The sequence below is a fragment of the Streptomyces sp. NPDC006309 genome (genome assembly GCF_040613095.1).
GTDB lineage: Bacteria > Actinomycetota > Actinomycetes > Streptomycetales > Streptomycetaceae > Streptomyces.
In genome coordinates this window covers 165865-186858 of the sequence record NZ_JBEXRO010000015.1, presented here as the reverse complement: position 1 = coordinate 186858, position 20994 = coordinate 165865, and the positions used below count along the sequence as shown (strand labels likewise).

Here is a 20994-nt window from a genome sequence, read left to right as displayed (position 1 = left end):
GGGAACCGCGCGAGCCCCGTGCCCCGGGGGACGGAAGGAGAGCCAGGTGCCGACACCGCCCGATCCCGAACGTCCGCCGCCCTCACCGGAGTTGGAGCCCATCCGGGTGCTACGGCCCCGCCGCTTCGACGCCCTCGCCGAGCTGATGCGGGAGATCCGGCCCGACCCGGTGACGTACGAGCCCTCCGGCACGGCACCCGCCCCGCACCCGCTGCCCGCCGATGAGGAGACCCAAGAACTCCCGCCGGTGCCCGCCGCCCGCCCCCCGCAAGCCCCCGCCCGGAACGCCCCCGGCCCGCGCCGTCTCCCGGAGGCTTCCGTCCGGGGTGCGCCCGGCCTCGAACCGCGCCGTCTCCCGGAGGCTCCCGCCCGGGAAGTCCGTCTCCCGAAGACCCGCGCCGGGAACGCCTTCGGCCCCGGCCCGGGCCGTCTCCCGGAGGCTCCCGCCCGAGGCGCGTCCGGCCTCGGACCGGGACCGCGCCGGGCCGCCGTCGCCGTGGCCGTCGCTGCGGCCGCCCTCGCCGGGTTCGGCTGCGCCCTGCTCCTCCCCGGCCGCCAGCAGGCCGCCGCGGCCCCACCGCCCTCGCCGCCGAGCACGGCCTCCGCGCCCGCCACGGCCGCCCCACCCGCCACCGCGTCCGCTCCGCCGGCCGCCGCCACCGCGCCCGATCCCGACGGCCCCGGCACCCTCCGCCAGGGCGACACCGGGCCCCCGGTCACCGAACTGCAACAGCGCCTGCTCCGCGTCCCGGACGTCTACCGCGACGGCACCGCCGACGGCACCTACGACCCCGCACTCACCGAGGCCGTGGCCCGCTTCCAGCTCTGGTACGGCATCAGCGGCGACGAGAAGGGCGTCTACGGCGACGACACCCGCCGCGCGCTGGAGTCACGTACCGGCACGGGCGACGATTCATGAGCGGCACACCGGGAACAAGCAGCGACGCCGGGAGCCGGCAGCGGATCGGCAGGGCGGACGGAGGTCCGGGGTGAAGCGAACGGATCGGCGGGAAGAGGGTGCCGACGTGGACGACAACGGGCAGACGGACCGGAACGGCCAGGGGGACAAGGCCGGTCAGGGGGACGTGGCGGGCTTCTTCGCGCGGCTGGACCCTGACATGTGCGTGGTGACGGCGGTCGCGGACGGCGAACGGGCCGGCTGCCTGGTGGGCTTCGCCTCGCAGTGCTCCCTCCAGCCGCCCCGGTTCGCCGTGTGGCTGTCCAAGGCCAACCGCACCTACCGGGTGGCCCGGGCCGCGCAGTACCTCACCGTCCATCTGCTCACCCGGGACCAGCGGGACCTGGCGGAGCTGTTCGGCGGCGAGACGGGCGACGAGACCGACAAGTTCGCGCGGCTCGCCTGGCGGGAGGGGCCCGCCGGCACCGCCGTCCTGGACGACGCGGCGGCCTGGTTCGTCGGCAGCGTGTTCCACCGCACCGACGGCGGCGACCACGTCGGCTTCGTGCTCGACCCGGTCCGGTCGGGTACGGGCCGGGAAGGACCGCTGCTGCGGCTCTCCCAGGCCGTCACCATCGAGGCCGGCCATCCCGCGGACTGACGTCCGGGGAGCGGGGACGTCACCCCCGGCCGCCCGCGGCCCCCGTCCCGTCCGGCTCGTCCTCCGCCGGCATCCGGATGTCGAGCACGCACACGTCGTCCCGCCGCTCGTCCGCCAGCATCGAGGCGAGCAGCGCCTCCAGGGAGGCGGACTCACCGTGGCCGTGGGCGCGCACCGCCTCGGCCAGCCGGTCGAAGCCCGCGTCGAGCCCCTCACCGGGACGCTCCACCAGACCGTCGGTGTACAGCAGGAGCCGGTCACCGGGCTCCAGACGCAGCTCCGCCGACTCGTAGACGGGGGAGCCGGTCGCGCCGAGCAGCATGCCGCCGGGCCGGTCGAGGTAGCGCACCTCGCCCCGGCGTACCAGCAGCGGTGGCGGGTGCCCGGCCTGGGCCCAGGCCAGGACGCGCTCCCCGGGGTCGTAGCGGGCCAGGACCATGGTGGCGGTGGTCTGGCTGTCGCGGGAGTGCAGCAGCAGCCGGTTGAGCCGCGCCAGGGCCCCGGTCAGCGACGAACCGGTGCTGACCATGCCCTTCGCGGTGAACCGGAGCTGAGCCATGGTGGCGACGGCGCCGATGCCGTGGCCGGCCACGTCACCGACCACGAACAACGCGTCGGAGTCCGGCAGTTCGATGGCGCTGAACCAGTCGCCGCCGACGTGGATCCCGGCTTGCGCGGGCAGGTAGGCGACCTCGACGCGCAGTCCGGCCAGTTGCACCGGCTTGCTGGGCAGCGGCAGCAGGGCGTGCTGGAGCCGGGTCGCCAAGGCCCGCTCGGCCTGAAGGATGCCGCGCTGGAGCAGCATCGCGCGCTCGCTCTCCACCAGCGCCAGCTCCGCGCTGCGCTGCGCGGTGAGGTCCTGGATGAAGCCGTGCACCTCGACCGGGGTGCCTTCGGGCGCCGTGACGGCCTCCGCGACCATCCGCAGATGTCTGACGCCCGCGGACGTCTCGACCCGGAAGGGCACGTCGAACGGGTGCGCGTGACGGACGAGTCCGGCGATCGCGTGGGCCAGCGGGCCCGCGTCCTCCGGTACGGCCAGGCCGGGCAGCTTCTCCAGCCGGACCGGCTGCCGCCCGGGGGTCCGGCCCAGCACGGTGTACGTCTGCGCGGCCCAGGAGATCTCCTGGGTGATCAGGTTCCAGTTGGCCCAGCCGAGATTGCCGAGCCGCTGCACGTCGGCCAGGCGCTGCTCCTGCCGGTCCGTCCCGTCGTGCCGCAGCCAGGTCACCACCAGGCCGTCGCCCAGCGGGGCCGCCCGTACCGAGTAGGTGGCGGTGACCTGCACGCCGTCGATGACGTCCTGGTAGGCGAAGGGCTCGCCCTCGAACGGCACTCCGGTGCCGAGCGCCTGGAGACAGCCCTGCCACAGCGGTTCCCCGGCGACCGACGGATAGCTCTCCAGGAGGTGGCTGCCGACCATGTGCCGGCCGGTCCGGCCGAACACGTCGACCGCCCCGGGGGTGGCGGCGTCGATACGGTAGTCCTCCACCTGGCCGGAGGCGTCCCGCAGCGGGGTCAGCAGGGTGATCGCGCCGGGCAGCGCGTCGAACACCGCCTGCACGCTCTGGGCGACGCTGTCGGCCGCTCGCTCCCGCGGCCCGTCGAAGGCCCGCAGCCGGCCCGCGCTCAGCCGGGCCATGGCCCGCAGCAGCTCCCGCTGGCGCGTCGTGAACGGCCCGCGGCGTCGGCGCAGCACGCCGAGGGCGAAGGACGCCGTGTCCCCGGCCGGCACGGGCAGCCACGCGCGGGAGGGCCAGCGCTCCGGGGCGTCGCCGATGAGCTGGTACCGCTCGCTGTACGTGGCGGGGTCCTCCAGCCAGCGCGGCTCCCCGGACCGGAGGGCGTCCAGCGCGGCGACCCCGGTCATCGGGGGTACGTGACGCCACTGGGCGGCGAGGGTGGTGTCGACGCCGGCGTGCCCGATCAGTCCGAGCCCGCCCTCGGGCAGCCGCTCGTAGAGCATCACGGCGTCGGCGCCCAGATCGGGGGTGAGGTGTTCCAGGAGGCATTCGGCCAGCTCGTGCGGTGAGCCGACCCGGACCAGGTCCCGGCCGGCGTGCCCGAGCACCTCCGCCAGGTCCACCGCGCCGGCGGGCGGGGTCGCCCAGGATCCGGCGCCGGCGGGCGGGGCGGGTTCGGTGCCGCCGTGCGGGGCCGGTGCCGTGGCGGCGGGACGGTCCGGGCGGGACAGGCCGCCCAGGGTGAGCCAGCACTGTTCGAGGAGGGTGCGGTTGCCGTCCTTGGCCCGCCGCGTCAGCTCCTTCTGCGCGGCGTCCGGCATGCACCCGGTGAGGGCCATCAGCACGCCCTTGGCCCGCTCCAGCACGGCGGTGGTCGCCGCCCGGTCCCGCAGCCGTTCCATCTCGGCACGCTGCCGGGCCACGACCTTGGCCAGCGCCGCCACATCGGCGCTGGTGCCGGGGTCCACCGGGGGCACGGGCTCGCTGGTCACGCGACGAGCATTGCACACCTGGGACCGTTCGATCACTCGTCTGCCAGGTCCAGGTTTATATGACCGTCGTACAAGATTTCTGACCGCGGAGGCGGGCCGCGTCGACGGGGGCGAACGGGGCCGGGGAGACGCGGACGGGCTCGCGGAACGGGCGGACACACGCTGCGGTGCGGGTAGCGCGCGGTGGCCTGGGCGGCGGCGCCGACGGGGTGTGAGGGCAGGAGGGGGCGGCCATGGACGGGTCGGCTCGGAGCAGGGCTGCGGGGTCAGCGGCTCGTGCCGCGGCCGGCCAGCGCCTCGCTCACCACGCGGACGCTGCGGGCGATGTGCTGGAGCTGGAGGACCTCGGCCGCGTACATCTTGATCGTGTGCTCGATCACCGATTCCGGCAGCCCGAGCACCGGCAGTTCGGCCCGCGCGGTCTGGAGGGCGGTCCGGGCCACCCGGATCTCCTGCTGCACCTGGATCTGCGCGTGCCGGGCGAGCAGGACGGGGTGCCGGATGAGCGCCGGATAGCTGGAGTAGCGCGCGGGGATCAGCTCCCGCAGCCACTTGGCCGCCGAGCGTTCCCAGTCGTACGAGCCCGGAGTCTTGACCTGACAGGGCCAGTCGGGACTGATGCGCGTGCTGGTCAGGGGCATGATCATCGCTTCCGGTGTGCGGCGTCGGGAGGTGGTCGACGGGTTCGGGGCGGCCCCGGCCCAGGGGATGGCCGGGGCCGCCCCGGGCGCCTCGCGCAGGCGACGCGCCCCGGAACACCCCGGGCGCCGGCGTGGGTAGGGACGGCGGGCCGCGGGGTGTCCGTGCGGGGGTCCCGGGTGCGGGTGCTGGCCGTTCCCGGAGCCGGCCGGGTGCGGTCCGTGAGCAGTATTTATATATGCCGTCCAGTTTGCAAGACGTATGAAAAAATTCATGCGTAGTCTGTGGTGAATCGTCCCCGTTCAGGGGGCGGGAGGCCGCAAGATCTTCACGTATGTGCGGCTCGCGCGGAACGATCGGCCGCCGTGACAGCCGATGCGGCCGCGGCGGCAGGCCGGTTCAGTCCCGGAGGAAGAACTGGTGGTGGTCCGAGAGCTGCTCGTACTTCTCCAGCCGGGCCTGGGTGCGCTCAGGATCGGCGTCGGTCATGGCCTGGAGCAGCGCGGCGGCCAGCACTCCGGGCGCGGAGTAGGAGTCGAACACCAGCCGCGAACCGGTGCCGGTGGCGAAGGCGACGTCGGCCTCGTCGGCCAGCGGTCCGAGCGCCAGGTCGGTCACCAGGGCGACCCGCAGACCCGCACCGCGCGCCACCCTCAGGGCGTTGAGCGTCTCCTGCGAGTGCCGGGGCATCGCGAAGGCCAGCACCCAGCTGCCGCCGGCCTCACGGGCCTGGAGCAGCGCGTCGTAGGCCACGCTGCCGCCCCGCGTCACCAGCCGTACGTCGGGGTGGATGCGGCGGGCGGCATAGCCGAAGTACTCGGCGAGCGACACCGAGATACGCAGGCCCAGCACGGTCAGCGGGGTGGACCGGGACAGCTCGCGGCCCACGTGGATCACCCGGTCGGGGTCGGCGAAGTCGCGCCGCAGGTTCTCCAGGTTCTGGATCTCGGCGTCGACGGCCGCCTGGAGCTCGTTGGCCCGGTTCTCCTCGCCGGGCCCGCCTGCCAGGCCGCTCAGCGCGATCGACTGGAGCCTCTCCCGCAGCGCGGGATAGCCGCTGAAGCCGACGGCGGCGGCGAAGCGGGTGACGGAGGGCTGACTGACCCCGACCCGGTCCGCCAGCTCGGTGATCGGCAGGAACGCGGCCTCGGTGATGTGCTCGATCAGGTACTGGGCGATGCGCCGCTGCCCCGGCGACAGACGGGGGCCGTCGAACAGTTCCCGGAGCCGGGAGGTCGGGGAGGCCTCGGCCGCGGGCACGGTCTTGCCCGACGTGATCGCTGATGCCTGTGCGCGTGCCTGCTGCGGCGAGGGCACCGGTCGGCCTCCTTTGTCTCCCACGAGCACTCAACATAGCTCACCCACCGCCGTGACCAGGGGGTCGAGTCAGCGCCGCTCACCGCCGAAAGAGGCTGATGGAACGGCCGACTTCGCCGGCCGGCCGGCTGCCGGCGATCAGTTCGGCCAGCCTCCCGCGCGCCTTGGCGGCCGCGGAGTCGGACACCACCAGCAGTCCGTGCACCCGCTCCGGCGGTACCCGGCGGGGATCGGCGGCGTGGATGCCGTAGTACGACGGCACTCCGCTGCCCTTGTACACCAGCCACACCCGCTCGCCCGGGTACCGCTGCCGGAGCCGGTCGGCGAGCCGGCCCAGGTCCTGTCCCCAGTCCACGTTGGAGTCGTGCAGCAGCCGGTGCGTGTGCGCCGGGCCGCCGAAGGCCTCGTTCGCGTACGGCAGGTAGTACGGGAACGCCCGCAGCGAACTCGCCGCCGCGAACAGCAGGAGGGCGCAGATCAGGGGACCGGCCCAGCGCCTACCCCGGTGCCAGTGCCGGTCCCGGTGCCGGTGCAGCGCGGGCAGGCAGCCCGCCGCCACCGCGAGGAACATCGGCACGAACAGGGCGTACCGGGTGCCGAAGTCCCGCGCCCCGGTCATCGCCACCGCCAGCAGGACGAGGGGCGGCAGCAGCAGGTACGGCGCCACGGGCCGCAGCCGCCGCACCGCCACGACCGCCACCATGCCGGCCGCGCCCAGCGCCGCCAGCCCGAGCGGCGTCTTCACCAGCAGGGCGGCCGGCAGGTAGTACCAGAGCGAACCGGTGTACACGTGCCCGAACAGATAGCCCTGCCAGGGATAGTCCTCCAGCCCGAACTGCACCCGCATCCCCGCCCGGTAGGCCTCGGGCACCGGCAGCAGGTCCACCAGCCGCCCGCGCAGCCCGTGAACGGCCGGGACGGGGCCGGCGGGCGTGAACCGCAGCCGGGGATCGACGGCCAGGTACGCGGCCCAGACGACGGCGAGCGCCACCAGCACCACGACCACGGCGCCCACGAGCCCGGCCCCCACCGTCCGCCGGCCCCCGAACCACGGCCGGGTTGACCGGTCCGACCGGGCCCATCGGTCCGACCGGGTCCACCGGTGCGGCCGGAAGGCCGGGAAGAACCGGTGCGTTACCGGCGCGGATGCGGCGGCCGGAGTGGCCGGATGTGGGTCCGGGCCGGGCCCCGCGGCCGGAGTGGACCGGTGCGGGTTCGAGGTGGGTTCCGGGGCCGGAGTGGACGGGTGTGGGTCTGGGCCGGATGCCGCCGCCGGAGTGGCCGGATGCGTGGCCGGGCCGGGACCCGTGGCCCGAGTGGACCGGTGTGCGGACACCGCGGACGCCGCCGCCAGCGCCATCAGCACCGGCACCGCCGGCAGCGCGCTCATCTTCGTCGCCACGGCCGCCCCGAGCGCGGCCCCGGCCGCCGGCAGGTACGGGACGGGCCGCCGCCGCGCCCGCCACACCAGCCAGGCCGACACCAGCACGAACCCGGCCGCCGGCACGTCCAGGGTGGCCAGCGAGCCGTGGGCGATCAGGTCGGGCGAGAAGGCGTACAGGGCGAGCGTCACCAGTCCGCCCGCCGGGCCCGCCACCTCCCGGGCGAACGCGAAGGCGACCAGCCCGCACAGCAGGGTCAGCGCGATCACCGGCAGCCGCGCCCACAGCATCACCCGCCAGGGGTCATTGCCCGACGCGTACAGCAGCCGCCGGCCCGCCTCCCCCTGGTCGCCGGTGAACGCCGGGTCGTAGTGCGGGTCCGCCACCGCCACCCCGGCCGCGATCAGAAGCTTCCCGAGCGGCGGATGCTCGGGGTTGTAGCGCACCCGGTGCGCGTGCAGGTAGTCGGCGGCCGTCGCCACGTACACGGGCTCGTCGATGGTGGGGGTCTGCTGGACGGCCGTGGTGACCATCGCCGCGGCCATCTGCGCCAGCAACAGCACGACGAGGAGCGGCGTCAGCCGGCGCCCGTGCCGGCGCAGCCGGGCGTACCGGGCGGCCCGGGCCCGCCGTGCCGGCTCGGCGGCCGGAGCCCCGGGAGCCAGGACCAGGTGCTGTTCGCGCGTCATCGTCCGTCCCACGGTGGCACCGGCCCGCGCGCCGTACCGGCGCCCGCGGGCCCGGTCACGGTCCCGCGGGCGCACCGCTCCCGCCACCGCCGTACAAGTCGTACCGGCAGACCCTCTGCCGTACACACCGGTACGGCCCACGGCCCGTCGGAGTTCACCCCGCCCGACACGAAACCGGCCGCACGACCGCGTCCCGGCGTGGTGTCTCCCGCGACCGGGGCCGTCGACGGGGCGCACGCGAGCCCGGCTCCCGGCCGGTAAGACCGGAGCGCGGCCGTCCCTTCCGGTGACGGACCTGGTCCGGCGGTACGCACGGGGCGTGCACCGCCGGTGCACCGTACGCCGTACGCCGTACGCCGTACGCCGGTGCCGGCGCCCGCGTGTCAGCTCGCCGGGGGCGCCGGGGCGGCCGGTAGCACCAGGTCCGCCCGTTCCCGGGTCGCCGCGACCAGGTCGGCGTTGCGCTGGTCCGTGCCCCGTACCCAGGCCACGGCCGCCGCGTGGTCCTTGCCGAACTCCTCGTGCCGGGCGATCAGCCGGCGCACCCGCTCGTCCTCGTCGGTCTCGCAGAACCAGACCTCGTCCAGGCACGGCCGCACCCGCCCCCAGGCCCCCTCCCGCACCAGCAGGTAGTTGCCCTCGGTGACCACCAGCCGGGTGGCCGGCGGCACCGGGATGGCTCCCGCGAGCGGCTGCTCCAGCACCCGCTCGAACGCCGGCGCGTACACCACCTCGCCGGTCTCCTCGCGCAGCCGCCGCAGCAGCGCCGCGTACCCGGCCGGGTCGAACGTGTCGGGCGCGCCCTTGCGGTCCCGGCGGCCCAGCCGGTCCAGCTCGGCGTCGGCGAGGTGGAAGCCGTCCATGGGCACGTGCACCGCCCACGGCGGACCGTCGCCGTTCAGGGCGTCCACCAGGCGGGCGGCGAGCGTCGTCTTGCCCGCGCCCGGGCTGCCCGCGATGCCGAGCAGGGCACGCCCGCCGCCCCGGGGCAGGGCGCGGGCACGGCGGAGGAGGTCGTCGAAGGTCAGGGACACACGGGCAAGTGTGGCATCGCCCGTTCGCCGCACATGTGGCCCGTTCGCCGAACATGTGGCGTGCGCCACCCACTGGAGCGCTCCCGACGGGGAACAGTGCTGGGTATGACTCAGCTCGGTCTGCCCGACACCATCCAGGCCTGTCTCTTCGACCTCGACGGGGTCGTGACCAAGACGGCCGTCGTGCACGCGGCGGCCTGGAAGGAGACGTTCGACGCGTTGCTGCGCGCCTACGACGGCGAGCAGGGACGGCCGTTCGACGACGCCGACTACGACGAGTACGTCGACGGCCGCCCCCGCGCCGACGGCGTCCGCGCCTTCCTCGACTCGCGCGGCATCCGCCTGCCCGAGGGCGGCCCCGGCGACCCGCCCGACGCGCGCACCGTCCACGGCATCGGCAACCGCAAGAACGAGCTGCTGCTGGAGAAGATCCGCACCGGCGGCGTCGAGGCGTACGAGGGCACGCTGCGGTATCTGGAGGCGGTCCGCGCCCAGGGGCTGCGCACCGCGATCGTCTCCTCCAGTGCCAACTGCCGGGACGTGCTGCGCGCCGTCGGCGCCGAACACCTCTTCGACACCCGCATCGACGGCGTGGTCGCCGCCGAGCGGAACCTGCCGGGCAAGCCGCACCCCGACACGTTCCTCGCCGCGGCCCGCGACCTCGGTGTCGAGGCGTCCCGCGCCGCCGTCTTCGAGGACGCCCTGGCCGGCATGGACGCGGGCCGCGCGGGCGGCTTCGGCTACGTCGTCGGCGTCGACCGGGTCGGCCAGACCGACGCGCTGTACAAGCACGGCGCCGACACCGTCGTGCGGGACCTCGCCGAGCTGGGAGACAAGCAGTGATCACCGAGCGGTCGTACGCCGTCGAGCCCTGGACCGTCCGGGAGACCACCCTCGACCTGGACGTCCTCGCCCAGAGCGAGTCGGTGTTCGCCCTGTCCAACGGGCACGTCGGCTGGCGCGGCAACCTCGACGAGGGCGAACCGCACGGCCTGCCCGGCAGCTACCTCAACGGTGTCCACGAGGTGCACCCCCTGCCCTACGCGGAGGCCGGCTACGGCTACCCCGAGTCCGGGCAGACCGTCATCAACGTCACCAACGGCAAGGTCCTGCGCCTGCTGGTGGACGACGAGCCGTTCGACCTGCGCTACGGCCGTCTCGTCGCCCACGAGCGCGTGCTGGACCTGCGCCGCGGCGTGCTGGAGCGGACCTGCGAGTGGACCTCGCCGGCCGGCTCCACCGTCCGGGTGCGCTCCACCCGGCTGGTCTCGCTGACCCAGCGGGCGGTGGCCGCGGTCGCGTACGAGGTGGAGGCCGTCGACAGCCGCAGCCGGGTGGTGATCCAGTCGGAACTGGTCGCCAACGAGAGCCTGCCGGAGTCCGACGGCGACCCGCGCGCCGCCAGGGCGCTGAAGTCGCCGCTGGAACAGGAGGACGGTTTCGCCGCCGGCAACCGGCTGCGGCTGGTGCACCGCACCCGGCGCAGCGGCCTCAGGGTCGCGGTCGCCGCCGACCACGTCGTCACCGGCCCCGACCGCACCACCACCCGCAGCGAGAGCGGCATCGACGTCGCCCGGCTGACCGTGACCTCCGTGCTGGAGCCCGGACAGACCCTGCGGGTGGAGAAGCTGGTCGCCCACGGCTGGTCCGGCACCCGCTCCCTGCCCGCGATGGCCGACCAGGTGGACGCCGCGCTCGCCGCGGCCGGGCACGACGGCTGGCAGGGCCTGCTGAACGACCAGCGGTCCTGCCTGGACGACTTCTGGGCCCGCGCCGACGTCGAGGTGGAGGGCGACGAGGAGATCCAGCAGGCCGTCCGCTTCGCGCTCTTCCACGTCCTCCAAGCCGGGGCGCGCGCCGAGCAGCGCGCGATCCCCGCGAAGGGGCTCACCGGCTCCGGGTACGACGGGCACGCCTTCTGGGACACCGAGATGTTCGTGCTGCCCGTGCTCACCCACACCGCGCCCGCCGCCGTCGCCGAGGCACTGCGCTGGCGGTACAACACCCTGGACGAGGCCCGCGAACGCGCGGCCCAGCTGGGACTCGCCGGGGCCGCGTTCCCCTGGCGGACCATCGCCGGCCCCGAGGGCTCCGCGTACTGGCCGGCCGGCACCGCCGCCTTCCACGTGAACGCCGACGTGGCCGACGCCGTCGTCCGGTACGTCGAGGCCACCGGCGACACCGCCTTCGAGCGGGAGACCGGCGTGGAACTGCTGGTGGAGACCGCCCGGCTGTGGCGGTCGCTGGGCCACCACGACCGGCACGGCGTCTTCCACCTCGACGGCGTCACCGGCCCCGACGAGTACAGCGCGGTCGCCGACGACAACACGTACACCAACCTGATGGCCCGGCAGAACCTGCGCGCCGCCGCCGACGCCGTCGAACGCCATCCGCGCGAGGCCCGGCGGCTCGGCGTGGACGACGAGGAGAGCGCCGCCTGGCGGGACGCCGCCGACACCATGCACCTGCCCTACAACGACGAACTCGCCGTCCACGAACAGCACGCCGGGTTCACCCGCTACCAGCGCTGGGACTTCGCCGGCACCCGCGCCGACCAGTACCCGCTGCTGCTCCACTTCCCCTACTTCGACCTGTACCGCAAACAGGTCGTCAAGCAGGCCGACCTCGTGCTGGCCATGTACACCTGCGCGGACTACTTCGAGCAGGAGTACGACGAGGAGCAGATCGCCCGGAACTTCGCCTACTACGAGCCGCTCACCGTGCGCGACTCCTCGCTGTCCGCCTGCTGCCAGGCCGTCATCGCCGCCCGCACCGGCCATCTGGACCTCGCCTACGCCTACACCACCGAGGCCGCGCTGATGGACCTGCACGACCTGGAGCACAACACCCGGGACGGGCTGCACATCGCCTCCCTCGCGGGCACCTGGATGGCGCTGGTCGCCGGCTTCGGCGGCATGCGCCGCGACGGCGACGGGCCCCGGTTCGCGCCCCGCCTGCCCGAGCGGCTGAGCCGCCTCGCCTTCCACGTCCAGTTCCGCGGGCGCCGGCTGCGGGTGGAGATCGGCGCGGACAAGGCGACGTACGCGCTGCTGGACGGGCCGCCACTGACCATCCGGCACCACGGGGAGTCCCTGACGATCAGCACCGACGAACCGGCCGTCCGGGCCATACCGCCGATGGTCCGCCGTGCCGCGCCCGACCAGCCGCCGCACCGGGCACCGAACGGCGGCTGACCTGCGGCCGTCGGGGGGCGCGTGTCTCCGTCGCCGGGCGCGGGACGCCTGCGGCCGGTCGCGCGGTTCCCCGCGCCCCTGGGCACGATCGGGTTCGACCTGGTCGTCGGGTGCGGGCGTCCGGTGGCCGGTCGCGCGGTTCCCCGCGCCCCTGGGGGGTTGGATTCGGCCTGGTTTCAGGGGTGTGCGGGGTGGTCCGGGCTCGTCGTGGTGCGTGCGTGTCCGTTGTCGGTGCGGGGCGTGCGGTGGCTGGTCGCGCAGTTCCCCGCGCCCCTGAGGGGGTTCGGATTCGGCCTGGTTGCAGGGGTTTGCGGGGTGGTGGCTCAGCCGTCGGTGGGCCGGATGGCCCTACCCGTGCGGCGCGGGCGGACGGAGCGGGCTAGCTTGGCGGTGGCTTCCCGGCTCCGGGCCCGGCCCGTCCGGGCGGGTGAGCCGCGGGGGAGCAGCCGTGAGGAAGCTGTAGGCGAGAAGCGGTGATCCATGACCGGCAGCACGGACGTCCCACACGCCGGCGCGCGCCGTGAGCGCCGTGCCGCGCACCCGGCGACCGCCGGCGGTCGCACCCGGGTCCGCGCCACCGCCCCGCTCGCGGCCGTCGCCGCCGTCTTCACCCTCGCCCAGCTACTTCTTCTCGGCCCCGGTACCGGCCTCGGCTGGGACGAGACGGTGTACGTCAGCCAGGTCGCCGCACACGCCCCGGCCTCGTTCTTCAGCGCGCCGCGCGCCCGGGGCGTCTCCCTGCTCGTCGCGCCGGTCGCCGCCTGGTCGTCCTCCACGGTCCTGCTGCGGATCTACCTCGCGGTCCTCTCCGGCCTCGCCCTGTACCTGGCGCTGCGCGTCTGGCGGAGCCTGTTCCCGGTCCGTGTCCTGGCGCTCGCCGGTGCCCTCTTCGCCTCCCTGTGGGTGACCCTGTTCTACGGCCCGCAGGCCATGCCCAACTACTGGGTGGCCGTGGGCGCGCTCACCGCCGTCGGCTGCTTCCTGCGCGCCGGGGCCGGTGGCGCCGGGACGGACCGGGCGGCCCTGGCGGGGGTCGCCGGGAGCGCGGCGCTCATGGCGTGGATGCGGCCGACGGACGCCGTCTGGGCGGCCCTGCCGCTGCTCGTCCTCGGTGCGGGCCGACGCCACCGGCGGGCGCTGCTCGTGCTGCTGACCGGCCTCGCCGCCGGCGCCGCCGAGTGGGTGATCGAGGCGTACACGCGCTACGGCGGCCTGGCCCGGCGGCTGGCGGACGGCTCGGCGATCCAGGGCGGCCTCGGCTGGCACCTCGCCGTCATCGACCAGCTGCGCAGCCTCGGCGGGCGGACCCTGTGCCGGCCGTGCACCGGCGGCCCGCCGCATCCCGCCCTCACCGTGTGGTGGTTCGTGCTGCCGCTGCTCGCCGCGCTCGGACTGGCCGTCGCCGTCCGCGCCCGGCGCACGGCGGCCACAGCCCTGCCGCTCGCCTGCGCGGCGACGGCCGCCTTCCCCTACCTGTTCCTGATCGGCTACGCGGCACCCCGCTTCCTGCTGCCCGCCTACGCCCTGCTCGCGGTCCCGGTCGCCGACGCGCTCGTCCACCTGATGACGGCTCCCCGCCCCTCCCGGCGCCCGGTCGTGGTGACGCTGGTCTGCGCCGGGCTCGCCGCCCACCTCGCCGTACAGCTGGCGGTCCTCGTGCACACGGCCGGCAACACGGCCGCCGCCCACCGGGCCTGGTCCCGCACCGCGGCAGAGCTGCACCGCCGGGGCGTCCGCCCGCCCTGCCTGGTCACCGGCGAGGAGGCCCTGCCGGTCGCCTACCAGGCCGGCTGCTCCTCGGCCGCCACCACCGGACCCAACGCCAACGCCACCGGCGACGGCATCGCCCGCACCGCCCGGCGGACGCCGGTCGCCACGCTGGTGCCGGCGGGGGCCTCGCCGCCCGGCTACGCCCGCGCCTGGACGTCCGTACCGCTGGGCGGCGTACGGCTGTACTACGTCGTCCCCGGACCCCGCGGCTGACGTCCGCCCCACCGCCCCGGGGAAGGGCTGTGGAGCGCTTTGCCGCACATGGGTTGCATATGCCGGAGGGATGGCACGAGGCTGGGTGGTGGCCGCCCCTGGTCCCGCTCCGCCCCTCCCCGCCCCGCCGAGGCCCGGTCCTCGGCCCGGCACCGCGTCCACGGCTCCCGACGCGGCAGGAGCTGATCAGGGGCGGTTCGGCCACGGCCCGGGTGACGGCGGGGTTAATGATCCTCTTGCGGGTTACGCGGAGCAGGACCGCACCGCGAAGGAGGCGACCATGAGCGACCAGTCCGAGCAGACCCCCATGGCGGACGACGCCTACCAGCCCACCGGAACCAACGAGGAACAGGAGGACGCCGCACCCCTGGACCTTCAGGACGCGGTGGGCGAGCGCACCTACGACGACATCCTCGACGAGGGCTACTCCCCGCCCGAACGTCCCCTGGGCGTCACCAAGCACGGCATCACCGCCGCCGAACAGCACGAGGGGGAGACCCTGGACCAGCGGCTCGGCCAGGAGGTCCCGGACGTGACCCCGCCGGCCGGCGACGAGATCGGCGACCTGCCGGGCGGCGAGGGCGAGCCGGTCGACTCCGAGGCCGGAGAGGCCCGCGCGGGTCGCCTGGTCGCCCCGGACGAGGGCGCCCACACCGACACGGTCAAGGAAGAGGTCGCCGACGACGTGGGCATCGACGGCGGAGCCGCGGGCGCCGAGGAAGCGGCCATGCACGTGATCCCGGACGACACCGCCCTGCCGGAGTGACCGCCGGCGCCCGCGACCTCCGGCACCGGTCACGGCGCACGACACCGTCCCACGCACACACGACGGTACCGGCCGGGCGTTCCCTCGCCCGGCCGGTACCGTCGTCCGTCTCCCCGGACCGCCCTACGGCAGCAGTTTCTCGACGGCCGCGGAGCCCTCGGACTCCAGCTTCTGCCGCGCCCAGTCGAGGTTCTTCGGTGTGACGTCCCTGCCCGCCGCCATCACCAGATCCTCGGGGGTGACGTCCCTCGAGGGAGCGGAGTGGAGCAGGGCGTCCGGGGTGCGGACGTCGTCCGACGTCGACCGGGACTCTTCGGGTGTGGATGTCGACATGATGCCTCCTCCTCGGTCCGGATGACCGCATCCGTGCCGGTGCCTCCGAACGGGGCACCCTCTCACCATTGCCCGCCCCGGCGCTCCCTGCATCCGGAAAGCGCCGGGGGCGGCGAGCAAGCTCCTGCCCACGCCACGCGGGCCCACTCGCTCCTAAGCTGGATAACACCCGTAAGCGGGAAACCGCATCGCGGGACAACGCCCGCATCCGAGCCGGGAGGCCGCCGATGGCCGAGACGCCGTTTCCCGAGGACGCGGCCCCCGGCCGCCGCTACCTCCCCATCGCCGACCACGGACTCATCGGCGACCTGCGCAGTGTGGCCCTGGTCGGCACCGACGGCACCATCGACTGGTACTGCTGCCCGTCCTTCGACGCCCCCAGCGTCTTCGCGGCGATCCTGGACGCCGAGCGCGGCGGCCGGTTCGAGCTGGCCCCCACCGTGCCGGCCCGCACCAAACAGTTCTACTTCCCCGACACCAACGTGCTGATCACCCGGTTCTTCACCGAGGACGGCGCCGGCGAGGTGCAGGACTTCATGCCCGTCGGGACGCCGGGCTCCGAGACCGGCCGGCACCGGCTCATCCGGCGCGTGGTCTGCGTCCGCGGCACCGTGCCCTTCCGGGCGCTGGTCGCCCCCCGCTTCGACTACGGCGCCGCCCCGCACACCGTGCGCGCCCTGGACGGCATGGTGCTGTTCGAGTCGCCCGACCTGGCCCTGACCCTCACCTCCACGGCGACCCTGGAGTACGGCGACCGCGACGCGTGGGCCGACTTCAAGCTCGACGAGGGCGATTCTGCGGTGTTCGCCCTGGACCAGGCCGGCGCCCGGATCACCCCGCGCGGCTGCGCCCACGCCGAGGCCGAGCACGAGTTCACCGCCACCGTCGCCTACTGGCGGCGCTGGCTCCACCAGTCCCGCTACCGGGGCCGCTGGCGGGAGATGGTGCACCGCTCCGCGCTCACCCTCAAACTCCTCACCTACGCCCCCACCGGCGCCATCATCGCCGCCCCCACCACCAGCCTGCCCGAACAGCTCGGCGGCGAGCGCAACTGGGACTACCGCTACGTGTGGGTGCGGGACGCCGCGTTCTGCGTGTACGCGCTGCTGCGGCTCGGCTTCAGCGGCGAGGCCGAGGCCTTCATGCGGTTCGTGACCACGCACATCAGCCCCGGCTGCGGCGACGGCACCGGCCCCTTGCAGGTCATGTACGGCATCGACGGCCGCGCCGACCTGCCCGAACGTGAGCTGCCGCACCTGGAGGGATACCAGGGCTCCGCACCGGTCCGCGTCGGCAACGCCGCCGCCGGCCAGCTCCAGCTCGACATCTACGGCGCGCTGATCGACTCCATCTACCTCTACGACACGTGGGCCCAGCCCATCTCCAGCGGCCAGTGGGACGACGTGTGCCAGCTGGTCGACTGGGTCTGCGACCACTGGGACCAGCCCGACGAGGGGGTGTGGGAGACCCGCGGCGGGCGCAAGAACTTCCTCTACTCGCGGCTGATGTGCTGGGTCGCGATCGAGCGGGCCATCCGCCTCGCCAACCGGCGCGGCCTGCCCGCCGACCTGACCCGCTGGCGTCGGTCCCGGGACACCGTCTACCGCCGGATCATGGACCGCGGCTGGTCCGAGCGCCGGGGCGCCTTCGTGCAGTACGAGGGCGGCGACGTCCTGGACGCCTCCCTGCTGATGATGCCGCTCGCCAAGTTCATCGCCCCCACCGACCCCAAGTGGCTGTCCACCCTGGACGCCCTCACCGACGACCTGGTCTCCGACTCCCTCGTCTACCGCTACGACCCGCAGGCCAGCCCCGACGGACTCCGCGGCGACGAGGGCACGTTCTCCATCTGCTCCTTCTGGTACGTCGAGGCGCTCGTCCGGGCCGGCCGTCTCGACGAGGCCCGCCTGGCCTTCGAGAAGATGCTCACCTACGCCAACCATCTCGGCCTGTACGCCGAGGAGATCGGCCGCACCGGCCGCCAACAGGGCAACTTCCCGCAGGCGTTCACCCATCTGTCCCTGATCAGCGCCGCCTTCAACCTGGACCGCGCCCTCGGCTGACCCCTCCCGGACGTCCCGGTCCCGCCACCGCTGTCACCGTTGCGCCCCCCGTCCCCGGGTCGGACCGGCGTCCCCGGCACCGCCGAGAAGGACGACGCCTGGGGCAACGACCTGTCCGTCGCCGACGTGAACGGCGACGGCTACCCGGACGTCGCGGTCGGCGCGCCCGGCGAGGACATCGGCACGTCACCGGCGCGGGCGCGGTCCGGCTGCTGCCCGCCAGCGGCGACCGGCTGCTCACCGGCGGCTCCCGCTCCTACGGCGGGGCCGCCCTCGGCGCCGCCGCCCACGGCGCCGCCGCCCACGGCGCCCACTATGGCGCGGTGATCGACGAATAGCCGACTGCCCGGATCGGGCGGTGTGTCCGGAACGTGCCACGGGTACCCGGCAGCTCCGCAAGCGGAATCGCCACCGGCTCGACAGAGGGAGGAGACGGATGACCAGCACCAGCGAGACCGGCCACGTCACCGGCACCCGCGACAAGGACTACAACCTGATCTGGTACGTCGAGGCGTGCCTGAGCAACGCGCTGCGCCTGGAGCAGTACATCCAGGACGCCGAGCGGGAGGGGGACAACGAGGTCGCCGACCTGTTCCGCAAGGCGCAGGCCGACAGCCGCAAGGGTGCCGAGATGGGCAAGCAGTTGCTGCGCTCCCGGCTGGGCGACGGCTGACCGCCACCGCCCCGACCGCCGACCGCGCGCCGCGGCCGGACATGACCCCTTACGGGCATGCCGGCCGCGGCGCCTTCCGCGCTGCCCGGGCCGCCCGCTCAGGGCAGTGGCTGTTCCGCCCAGATGACCTTGCCCTGCGGGGTGTAGCGGGTGCCCCAGCGCTCGGCGATCTGGGCGACCAGGAACAGGCCCCGGCCGCCCTCGTCGGTGCTCCCCGCGTACCGCAGATGCGGGGACGTCGTGCTGCGGTCGGAGACCTCGCAGATCAGCGTGCGGTCGCGCAGCAGCCGTACCCCGATCGGGCCACGTCCGTAGCGGATGGCGTTGGTCACCAGCTCGCTCAGGACCAGCTCGGTCGTGAACGCCAGCTCCTCCAGGCCCCAGGCGGCCAGCTGCCGGGTCACCGACGCCCGTACCCCCGACACGGCCGCCGGATCGGACGGCACCTCCCACCCGGCGACCCGGTCCGCGCCCAGCACCCGGGTACGGGCCACGATCAGGGCCACGTCGTCGCTCGGCCGGGACGGGAGCCGGTCCAGCACCGTACGGCAGGTGTCCTCCGGTGACGCGCCCGGCGTACGGAGCAGAGCGTCGCGGAGCAGGTCGAGCCCCTCCTCGATGTCCCGCTCCCGGTCCTCCACCAGACCGTCGGTGTACAGCACCAGCCGGCTGTCCTCCGGCAGTTCCAGCTCCGCCGTCTCGAACGGCAGCCCGCCGAGGCCCAGCGGCGGCCCCGCGGGCAGGTCGAGGAACTCGACGCTGCCGTCCGGGCGGGCCAGCGCGGGCGGCGGATGACCGGCCCGCGCCATGGAGCACCGCCGGGACACGGGATCGTAGATCGCGTACAGGCAGGTCGCGCCCGTGACCGCGGCCGCGCCCGTCGCCGGGGTCTCGTCCTGGTCGATGCGCCCGACCAGCTCGTCCAGCAGGGCGAGGAGTTCGTCGGGCGGCAGATCGAGCGAGGAGAAGTTGTGCACGGCCGTACGCAGCCGGCCCATGGTCGCCGCCGCGTGCAGCCCGTGCCCCACGACATCGCCGACGACGAGCGCCACGCGCGTACCGGACAGCGGCAGCACGTCGAACCAGTCGCCGCCCACCCCGGCCTGGGCCGGCAGATAGCGGTAGGCGATGTCCAGCGCCCCCTGCTCCGGGAGCGTCCGCGGCAGCAGGCTGCGCTGGAGGGTGACCGCCATGCTGTGCTCGCGGGTGTACCGGCGGGCGTTGTCGATCGACACCGCCGCCCGCGCCACCAGCTCCTCGGCGAGCGCCAGTTCCTCCGTGTCGAACGGCTGCGGTTTCTCCGACCGCCAGAAGTTCGCCACCCCCAGCACCAGACTGCCCGCCCGCAGCGGCACGGCGATCAGCGAGTGGACGCCGTACGCCAGGACCTGGTCGGTGCGCTCCAGGTCCTGCGCGCGCCAGCCGGGCGAGGCACGGAGCCGGGGCTCCACCACCGACTGACCGGTGACCAGGCTGCGGGCCTGCGGTGAGGTGGGTACGAACCGGATCCGCTCGCCGACCGGGTACAGCGGGGCGTCCTTGCGGACGCCGGCACAGGCCGCGCGGCGCAGCGCCGTCCCGGGCCGCGGCTCCTCCCCGCTGAGCACCGCGTCGAACAGGTCAACCGTCGCGAAGTCCGCGAACCGCGGCACCGCCAGCTGCGCCAGCTCCTCCGCGGTACGGGTCACGTCCAGGCTGGTGCCGATGCCCACCCCGGCGTCGTACAGCATGTTCAGCCGTTCCCGGGCCACCTCCGCGCGGCCGGACACGGCGCGCAGCTCGGTGGAGTCGCGCAGCGTGGTCACGCTCCCGGGCGGGCCGCCGCGCAGATCGGTGGGCCGTTGATTGACCGCCAGCAGACGGTCCTTGACCAGGTGCACCTCGTCCGTGGCGATCCGCCCGGAGGCCAGCAGCCCCGCCGTCTCGTCGTCCAGGCCCAGCTCCAGCACATGCCGGCGCTCGGCGTCCTCGGGCAGGTCCAGCAAGCGGTGCGCCTCGTCGTTGGCGAGCAGCAGCCGCCCGTCGCCGCCGACGATCAGCACCCCCTCCCGCACCGCGTGCAGCACCGCGTCATGGTGCTCGTACATGCGGGTCATCTCGTACGGCCCGAGCCCGCGCGTCTGGCGCAGCAGCCGCCGGCTGACCAGAGCCGTACCCCCGGTGGCCAGCGCGAGCGCCGCTGCCGCCGCCGCGAGCAGCAACGGCAGCTGCTGGTCGGCGGCCCCGCCCACGTGTGCCGTGGTGATCCCGGCGGACACCAGGCCGACGACCTTGCCGGCGGGGTCCCTGACCGGGACCACGACCTGCACCAGCGGGCCGATGGTCCCGGTGAGGTGCTCGGTGACCGTGCCGCCGGCGAGGGCCGGGGCGATCGTGCCGACGAACTTCCTGCCGATGCGGTCGGTCCTGGGATGGGTGTAGCGGATGCCGTCGGTGTTCATCACGACGACGAAGTCCACGCCGGTCGCCTTGCGGGTGGCCTCGGCACGCGGCTGGAGCACGGCCGTGGGGTCGGGGGCGCGCAGGGCGGCGGCCGTGCCGGGCGCGTGGGCGAACGTCTCGGCCACGGCGAGGGAGCGGTTGGTCGCCTCCAGGTCACTGTCGTGCCGCACCTGGAGGACCTGTGCCACCACGGCCGAGACGACCAGCAGCAGCACGATCACCACCTGGAGCAGGAACACCTGCCCGGCCACGCTGCGCCCCGACACCGCCGACCGCAGCACCCCCGGCCGGCTGCCGTCCGCCTCGTCCCCGCTCCGCGGCGGGACTTGCGGTACGCGCGGGTGCCCGGAAGAACGGGACGACCGGGTCGCGGGCCGGCCGGGCAGTCGCACCATGCGCCATGTCTACACTGCCCGGCGCCCTCAAGCGAGACCGTCAGCCGGGTTGCCCACCGCTGATCCCGGA

The 20994-nt window shown here is 74.6% G+C and carries 15 protein-coding genes and 1 pseudogene; 9 read left to right on the top strand and 7 right to left on the bottom strand.

The features are described from left to right. Positions 1 to 46: 46 nt before the first annotated feature. Together ABZ117_RS20920 and ABZ117_RS20915 are read left to right on the top strand one after the other, a co-directional pair. On the top strand, positions 47 to 919 hold the full coding sequence (locus ABZ117_RS20920; protein WP_356822799.1) for a peptidoglycan-binding domain-containing protein: 873 nt from the start codon (positions 47 to 49) through the stop codon (positions 917 to 919). Positions 920 to 1118: 199 nt separating this feature from the next. After that, positions 1119 to 1559 carry a flavin reductase family protein gene (locus ABZ117_RS20915; protein WP_356822844.1) on the top strand — a complete coding sequence of 147 codons (441 nt, stop codon included), beginning with the start codon at positions 1119 to 1121 and terminating at the stop codon, positions 1557 to 1559. 19 nt (positions 1560 to 1578) lie between these two features. Here ABZ117_RS20915 and ABZ117_RS20910 read toward each other — a convergent pair whose 3' ends face one another. The 5 genes from ABZ117_RS20910 to ABZ117_RS20890 all read right to left on the bottom strand — a co-directional run bounded on the left by ABZ117_RS20910 (position 1579) and on the right by ABZ117_RS20890 (position 9075). Beyond that, entirely contained in the window at positions 1579 to 3990 is a 2412-nt protein-coding gene (locus ABZ117_RS20910; protein WP_356822842.1) for a SpoIIE family protein phosphatase, read from the bottom strand. Between the two features lie 290 nt (positions 3991 to 4280). Then, positions 4281 to 4661 (bottom strand): hypothetical protein, encoded by a 381-nt coding sequence (locus ABZ117_RS20905; RefSeq protein WP_356822797.1) that lies wholly within the window; start codon positions 4659 to 4661, stop codon positions 4281 to 4283. A gap of 391 nt (positions 4662 to 5052) precedes the next feature. Further along, a complete protein-coding gene (locus ABZ117_RS20900) occupies positions 5053 to 5970 on the bottom strand; it encodes a MurR/RpiR family transcriptional regulator (protein ID WP_356822795.1) in 918 nt (305 codons plus the stop codon). Positions 5971 to 6049: 79 nt separating this feature from the next. Then, positions 6050 to 8041: a phospholipid carrier-dependent glycosyltransferase gene (locus ABZ117_RS20895; protein WP_356822793.1), complete on the bottom strand. Its 1992-nt coding sequence runs from the start codon at positions 8039 to 8041 to the stop codon at positions 6050 to 6052. Positions 8042 to 8424: 383 nt separating this feature from the next. Next, positions 8425 to 9075: a nucleoside/nucleotide kinase family protein gene (locus ABZ117_RS20890; protein ID WP_356822791.1), complete on the bottom strand. Its 651-nt coding sequence runs from the start codon at positions 9073 to 9075 to the stop codon at positions 8425 to 8427. Between the two features lie 105 nt (positions 9076 to 9180). Between ABZ117_RS20890 and ABZ117_RS20885 the strand changes: the two genes are divergently transcribed. From ABZ117_RS20885 to ABZ117_RS20870, 4 genes are all read left to right on the top strand, one after another. Further along, complete coding sequence (locus ABZ117_RS20885) at positions 9181 to 9918, top strand: beta-phosphoglucomutase family hydrolase (protein WP_356822789.1); 738 nt, start codon at positions 9181 to 9183, stop codon at positions 9916 to 9918. Then, complete coding sequence (locus tag ABZ117_RS20880; RefSeq protein ID WP_356822787.1) at positions 9915 to 12269, top strand: glycosyl hydrolase family 65 protein; 2355 nt, start codon at positions 9915 to 9917, stop codon at positions 12267 to 12269. The genes ABZ117_RS20885 and ABZ117_RS20880 overlap by 4 nt, the downstream gene beginning before the upstream one ends. Positions 12270 to 12749: 480 nt before the next feature. Then, complete coding sequence (locus ABZ117_RS20875) at positions 12750 to 14252, top strand: hypothetical protein (protein WP_356822785.1); 1503 nt, start codon at positions 12750 to 12752, stop codon at positions 14250 to 14252. A 280-nt stretch (positions 14253 to 14532) separates the two neighbouring features. Further along, complete coding sequence (locus ABZ117_RS20870; protein ID WP_356822784.1) at positions 14533 to 15018, top strand: DUF5709 domain-containing protein; 486 nt, start codon at positions 14533 to 14535, stop codon at positions 15016 to 15018. Between the two features lie 123 nt (positions 15019 to 15141). On the opposite strand, the gene ABZ117_RS20865 is transcribed toward ABZ117_RS20870, so the two are convergent. Continuing rightward, positions 15142 to 15351, bottom strand: coding sequence for a hypothetical protein (locus ABZ117_RS20865; RefSeq protein ID WP_356822782.1), 210 nt, complete (start codon positions 15349 to 15351; stop codon positions 15142 to 15144). A gap of 227 nt (positions 15352 to 15578) precedes the next feature. On the opposite strand from ABZ117_RS20865, the gene ABZ117_RS20860 reads away from it, so the two are divergent. The 3 genes and pseudogenes from ABZ117_RS20860 to ABZ117_RS20850 all read left to right on the top strand — a co-directional run bounded on the left by ABZ117_RS20860 (position 15579) and on the right by ABZ117_RS20850 (position 18087). Then, positions 15579 to 17414, top strand: coding sequence for a glycoside hydrolase family 15 protein (locus tag ABZ117_RS20860; RefSeq protein ID WP_356822780.1), 1836 nt, complete (start codon positions 15579 to 15581; stop codon positions 17412 to 17414). Between the two features lie 66 nt (positions 17415 to 17480). Continuing rightward, positions 17481 to 17752: pseudogene (locus ABZ117_RS20855) on the top strand (FG-GAP repeat protein); the annotation flags it as partial. A gap of 98 nt (positions 17753 to 17850) precedes the next feature. Continuing rightward, complete coding sequence (locus ABZ117_RS20850) at positions 17851 to 18087, top strand: hypothetical protein (RefSeq protein WP_356822778.1); 237 nt, start codon at positions 17851 to 17853, stop codon at positions 18085 to 18087. 98 nt (positions 18088 to 18185) lie between these two features. Here the strand turns inward: ABZ117_RS20850 and ABZ117_RS20845 are convergent, their stop codons facing one another. Beyond that, on the bottom strand, positions 18186 to 20924 hold the full coding sequence (locus tag ABZ117_RS20845) for a SpoIIE family protein phosphatase (RefSeq protein WP_356822776.1): 2739 nt from the start codon (positions 20922 to 20924) through the stop codon (positions 18186 to 18188). Positions 20925 to 20994: the final 70 nt, after the last annotated feature.

Bases quoted from the DNA above. Each gene is read 5' to 3' on its own strand.
- ABZ117_RS20915 (WP_356822844.1), top strand. From the start codon at position 1,119: ATGTGCGTGGTGACGGCGGTCGCGGACGGCGAACGGGCCGGCTGCCTG.
- ABZ117_RS20905 (WP_356822797.1), bottom strand. From the start codon at position 4,661: ATGATCATGCCCCTGACCAGCACGCGCATCAGTCCCGACTGGCCCTGT.
- ABZ117_RS20895 (WP_356822793.1), bottom strand. From the start codon at position 8,041: ATGACGCGCGAACAGCACCTGGTCCTGGCTCCCGGGGCTCCGGCCGCC.
- ABZ117_RS20885 (WP_356822789.1), top strand. From the start codon at position 9,181: ATGACTCAGCTCGGTCTGCCCGACACCATCCAGGCCTGTCTCTTCGAC.
- ABZ117_RS20875 (WP_356822785.1), top strand. From the start codon at position 12,750: ATGACCGGCAGCACGGACGTCCCACACGCCGGCGCGCGCCGTGAGCGC.
- ABZ117_RS20870 (WP_356822784.1), top strand. From the start codon at position 14,533: ATGAGCGACCAGTCCGAGCAGACCCCCATGGCGGACGACGCCTACCAG.
- ABZ117_RS20865 (WP_356822782.1), bottom strand. From the start codon at position 15,351: ATGTCGACATCCACACCCGAAGAGTCCCGGTCGACGTCGGACGACGTC.
- ABZ117_RS20860 (WP_356822780.1), top strand. From the start codon at position 15,579: ATGGCCGAGACGCCGTTTCCCGAGGACGCGGCCCCCGGCCGCCGCTAC.
- ABZ117_RS20850 (WP_356822778.1), top strand. From the start codon at position 17,851: ATGACCAGCACCAGCGAGACCGGCCACGTCACCGGCACCCGCGACAAG.
- ABZ117_RS20845 (WP_356822776.1), bottom strand. From the start codon at position 20,924: ATGGTGCGACTGCCCGGCCGGCCCGCGACCCGGTCGTCCCGTTCTTCC.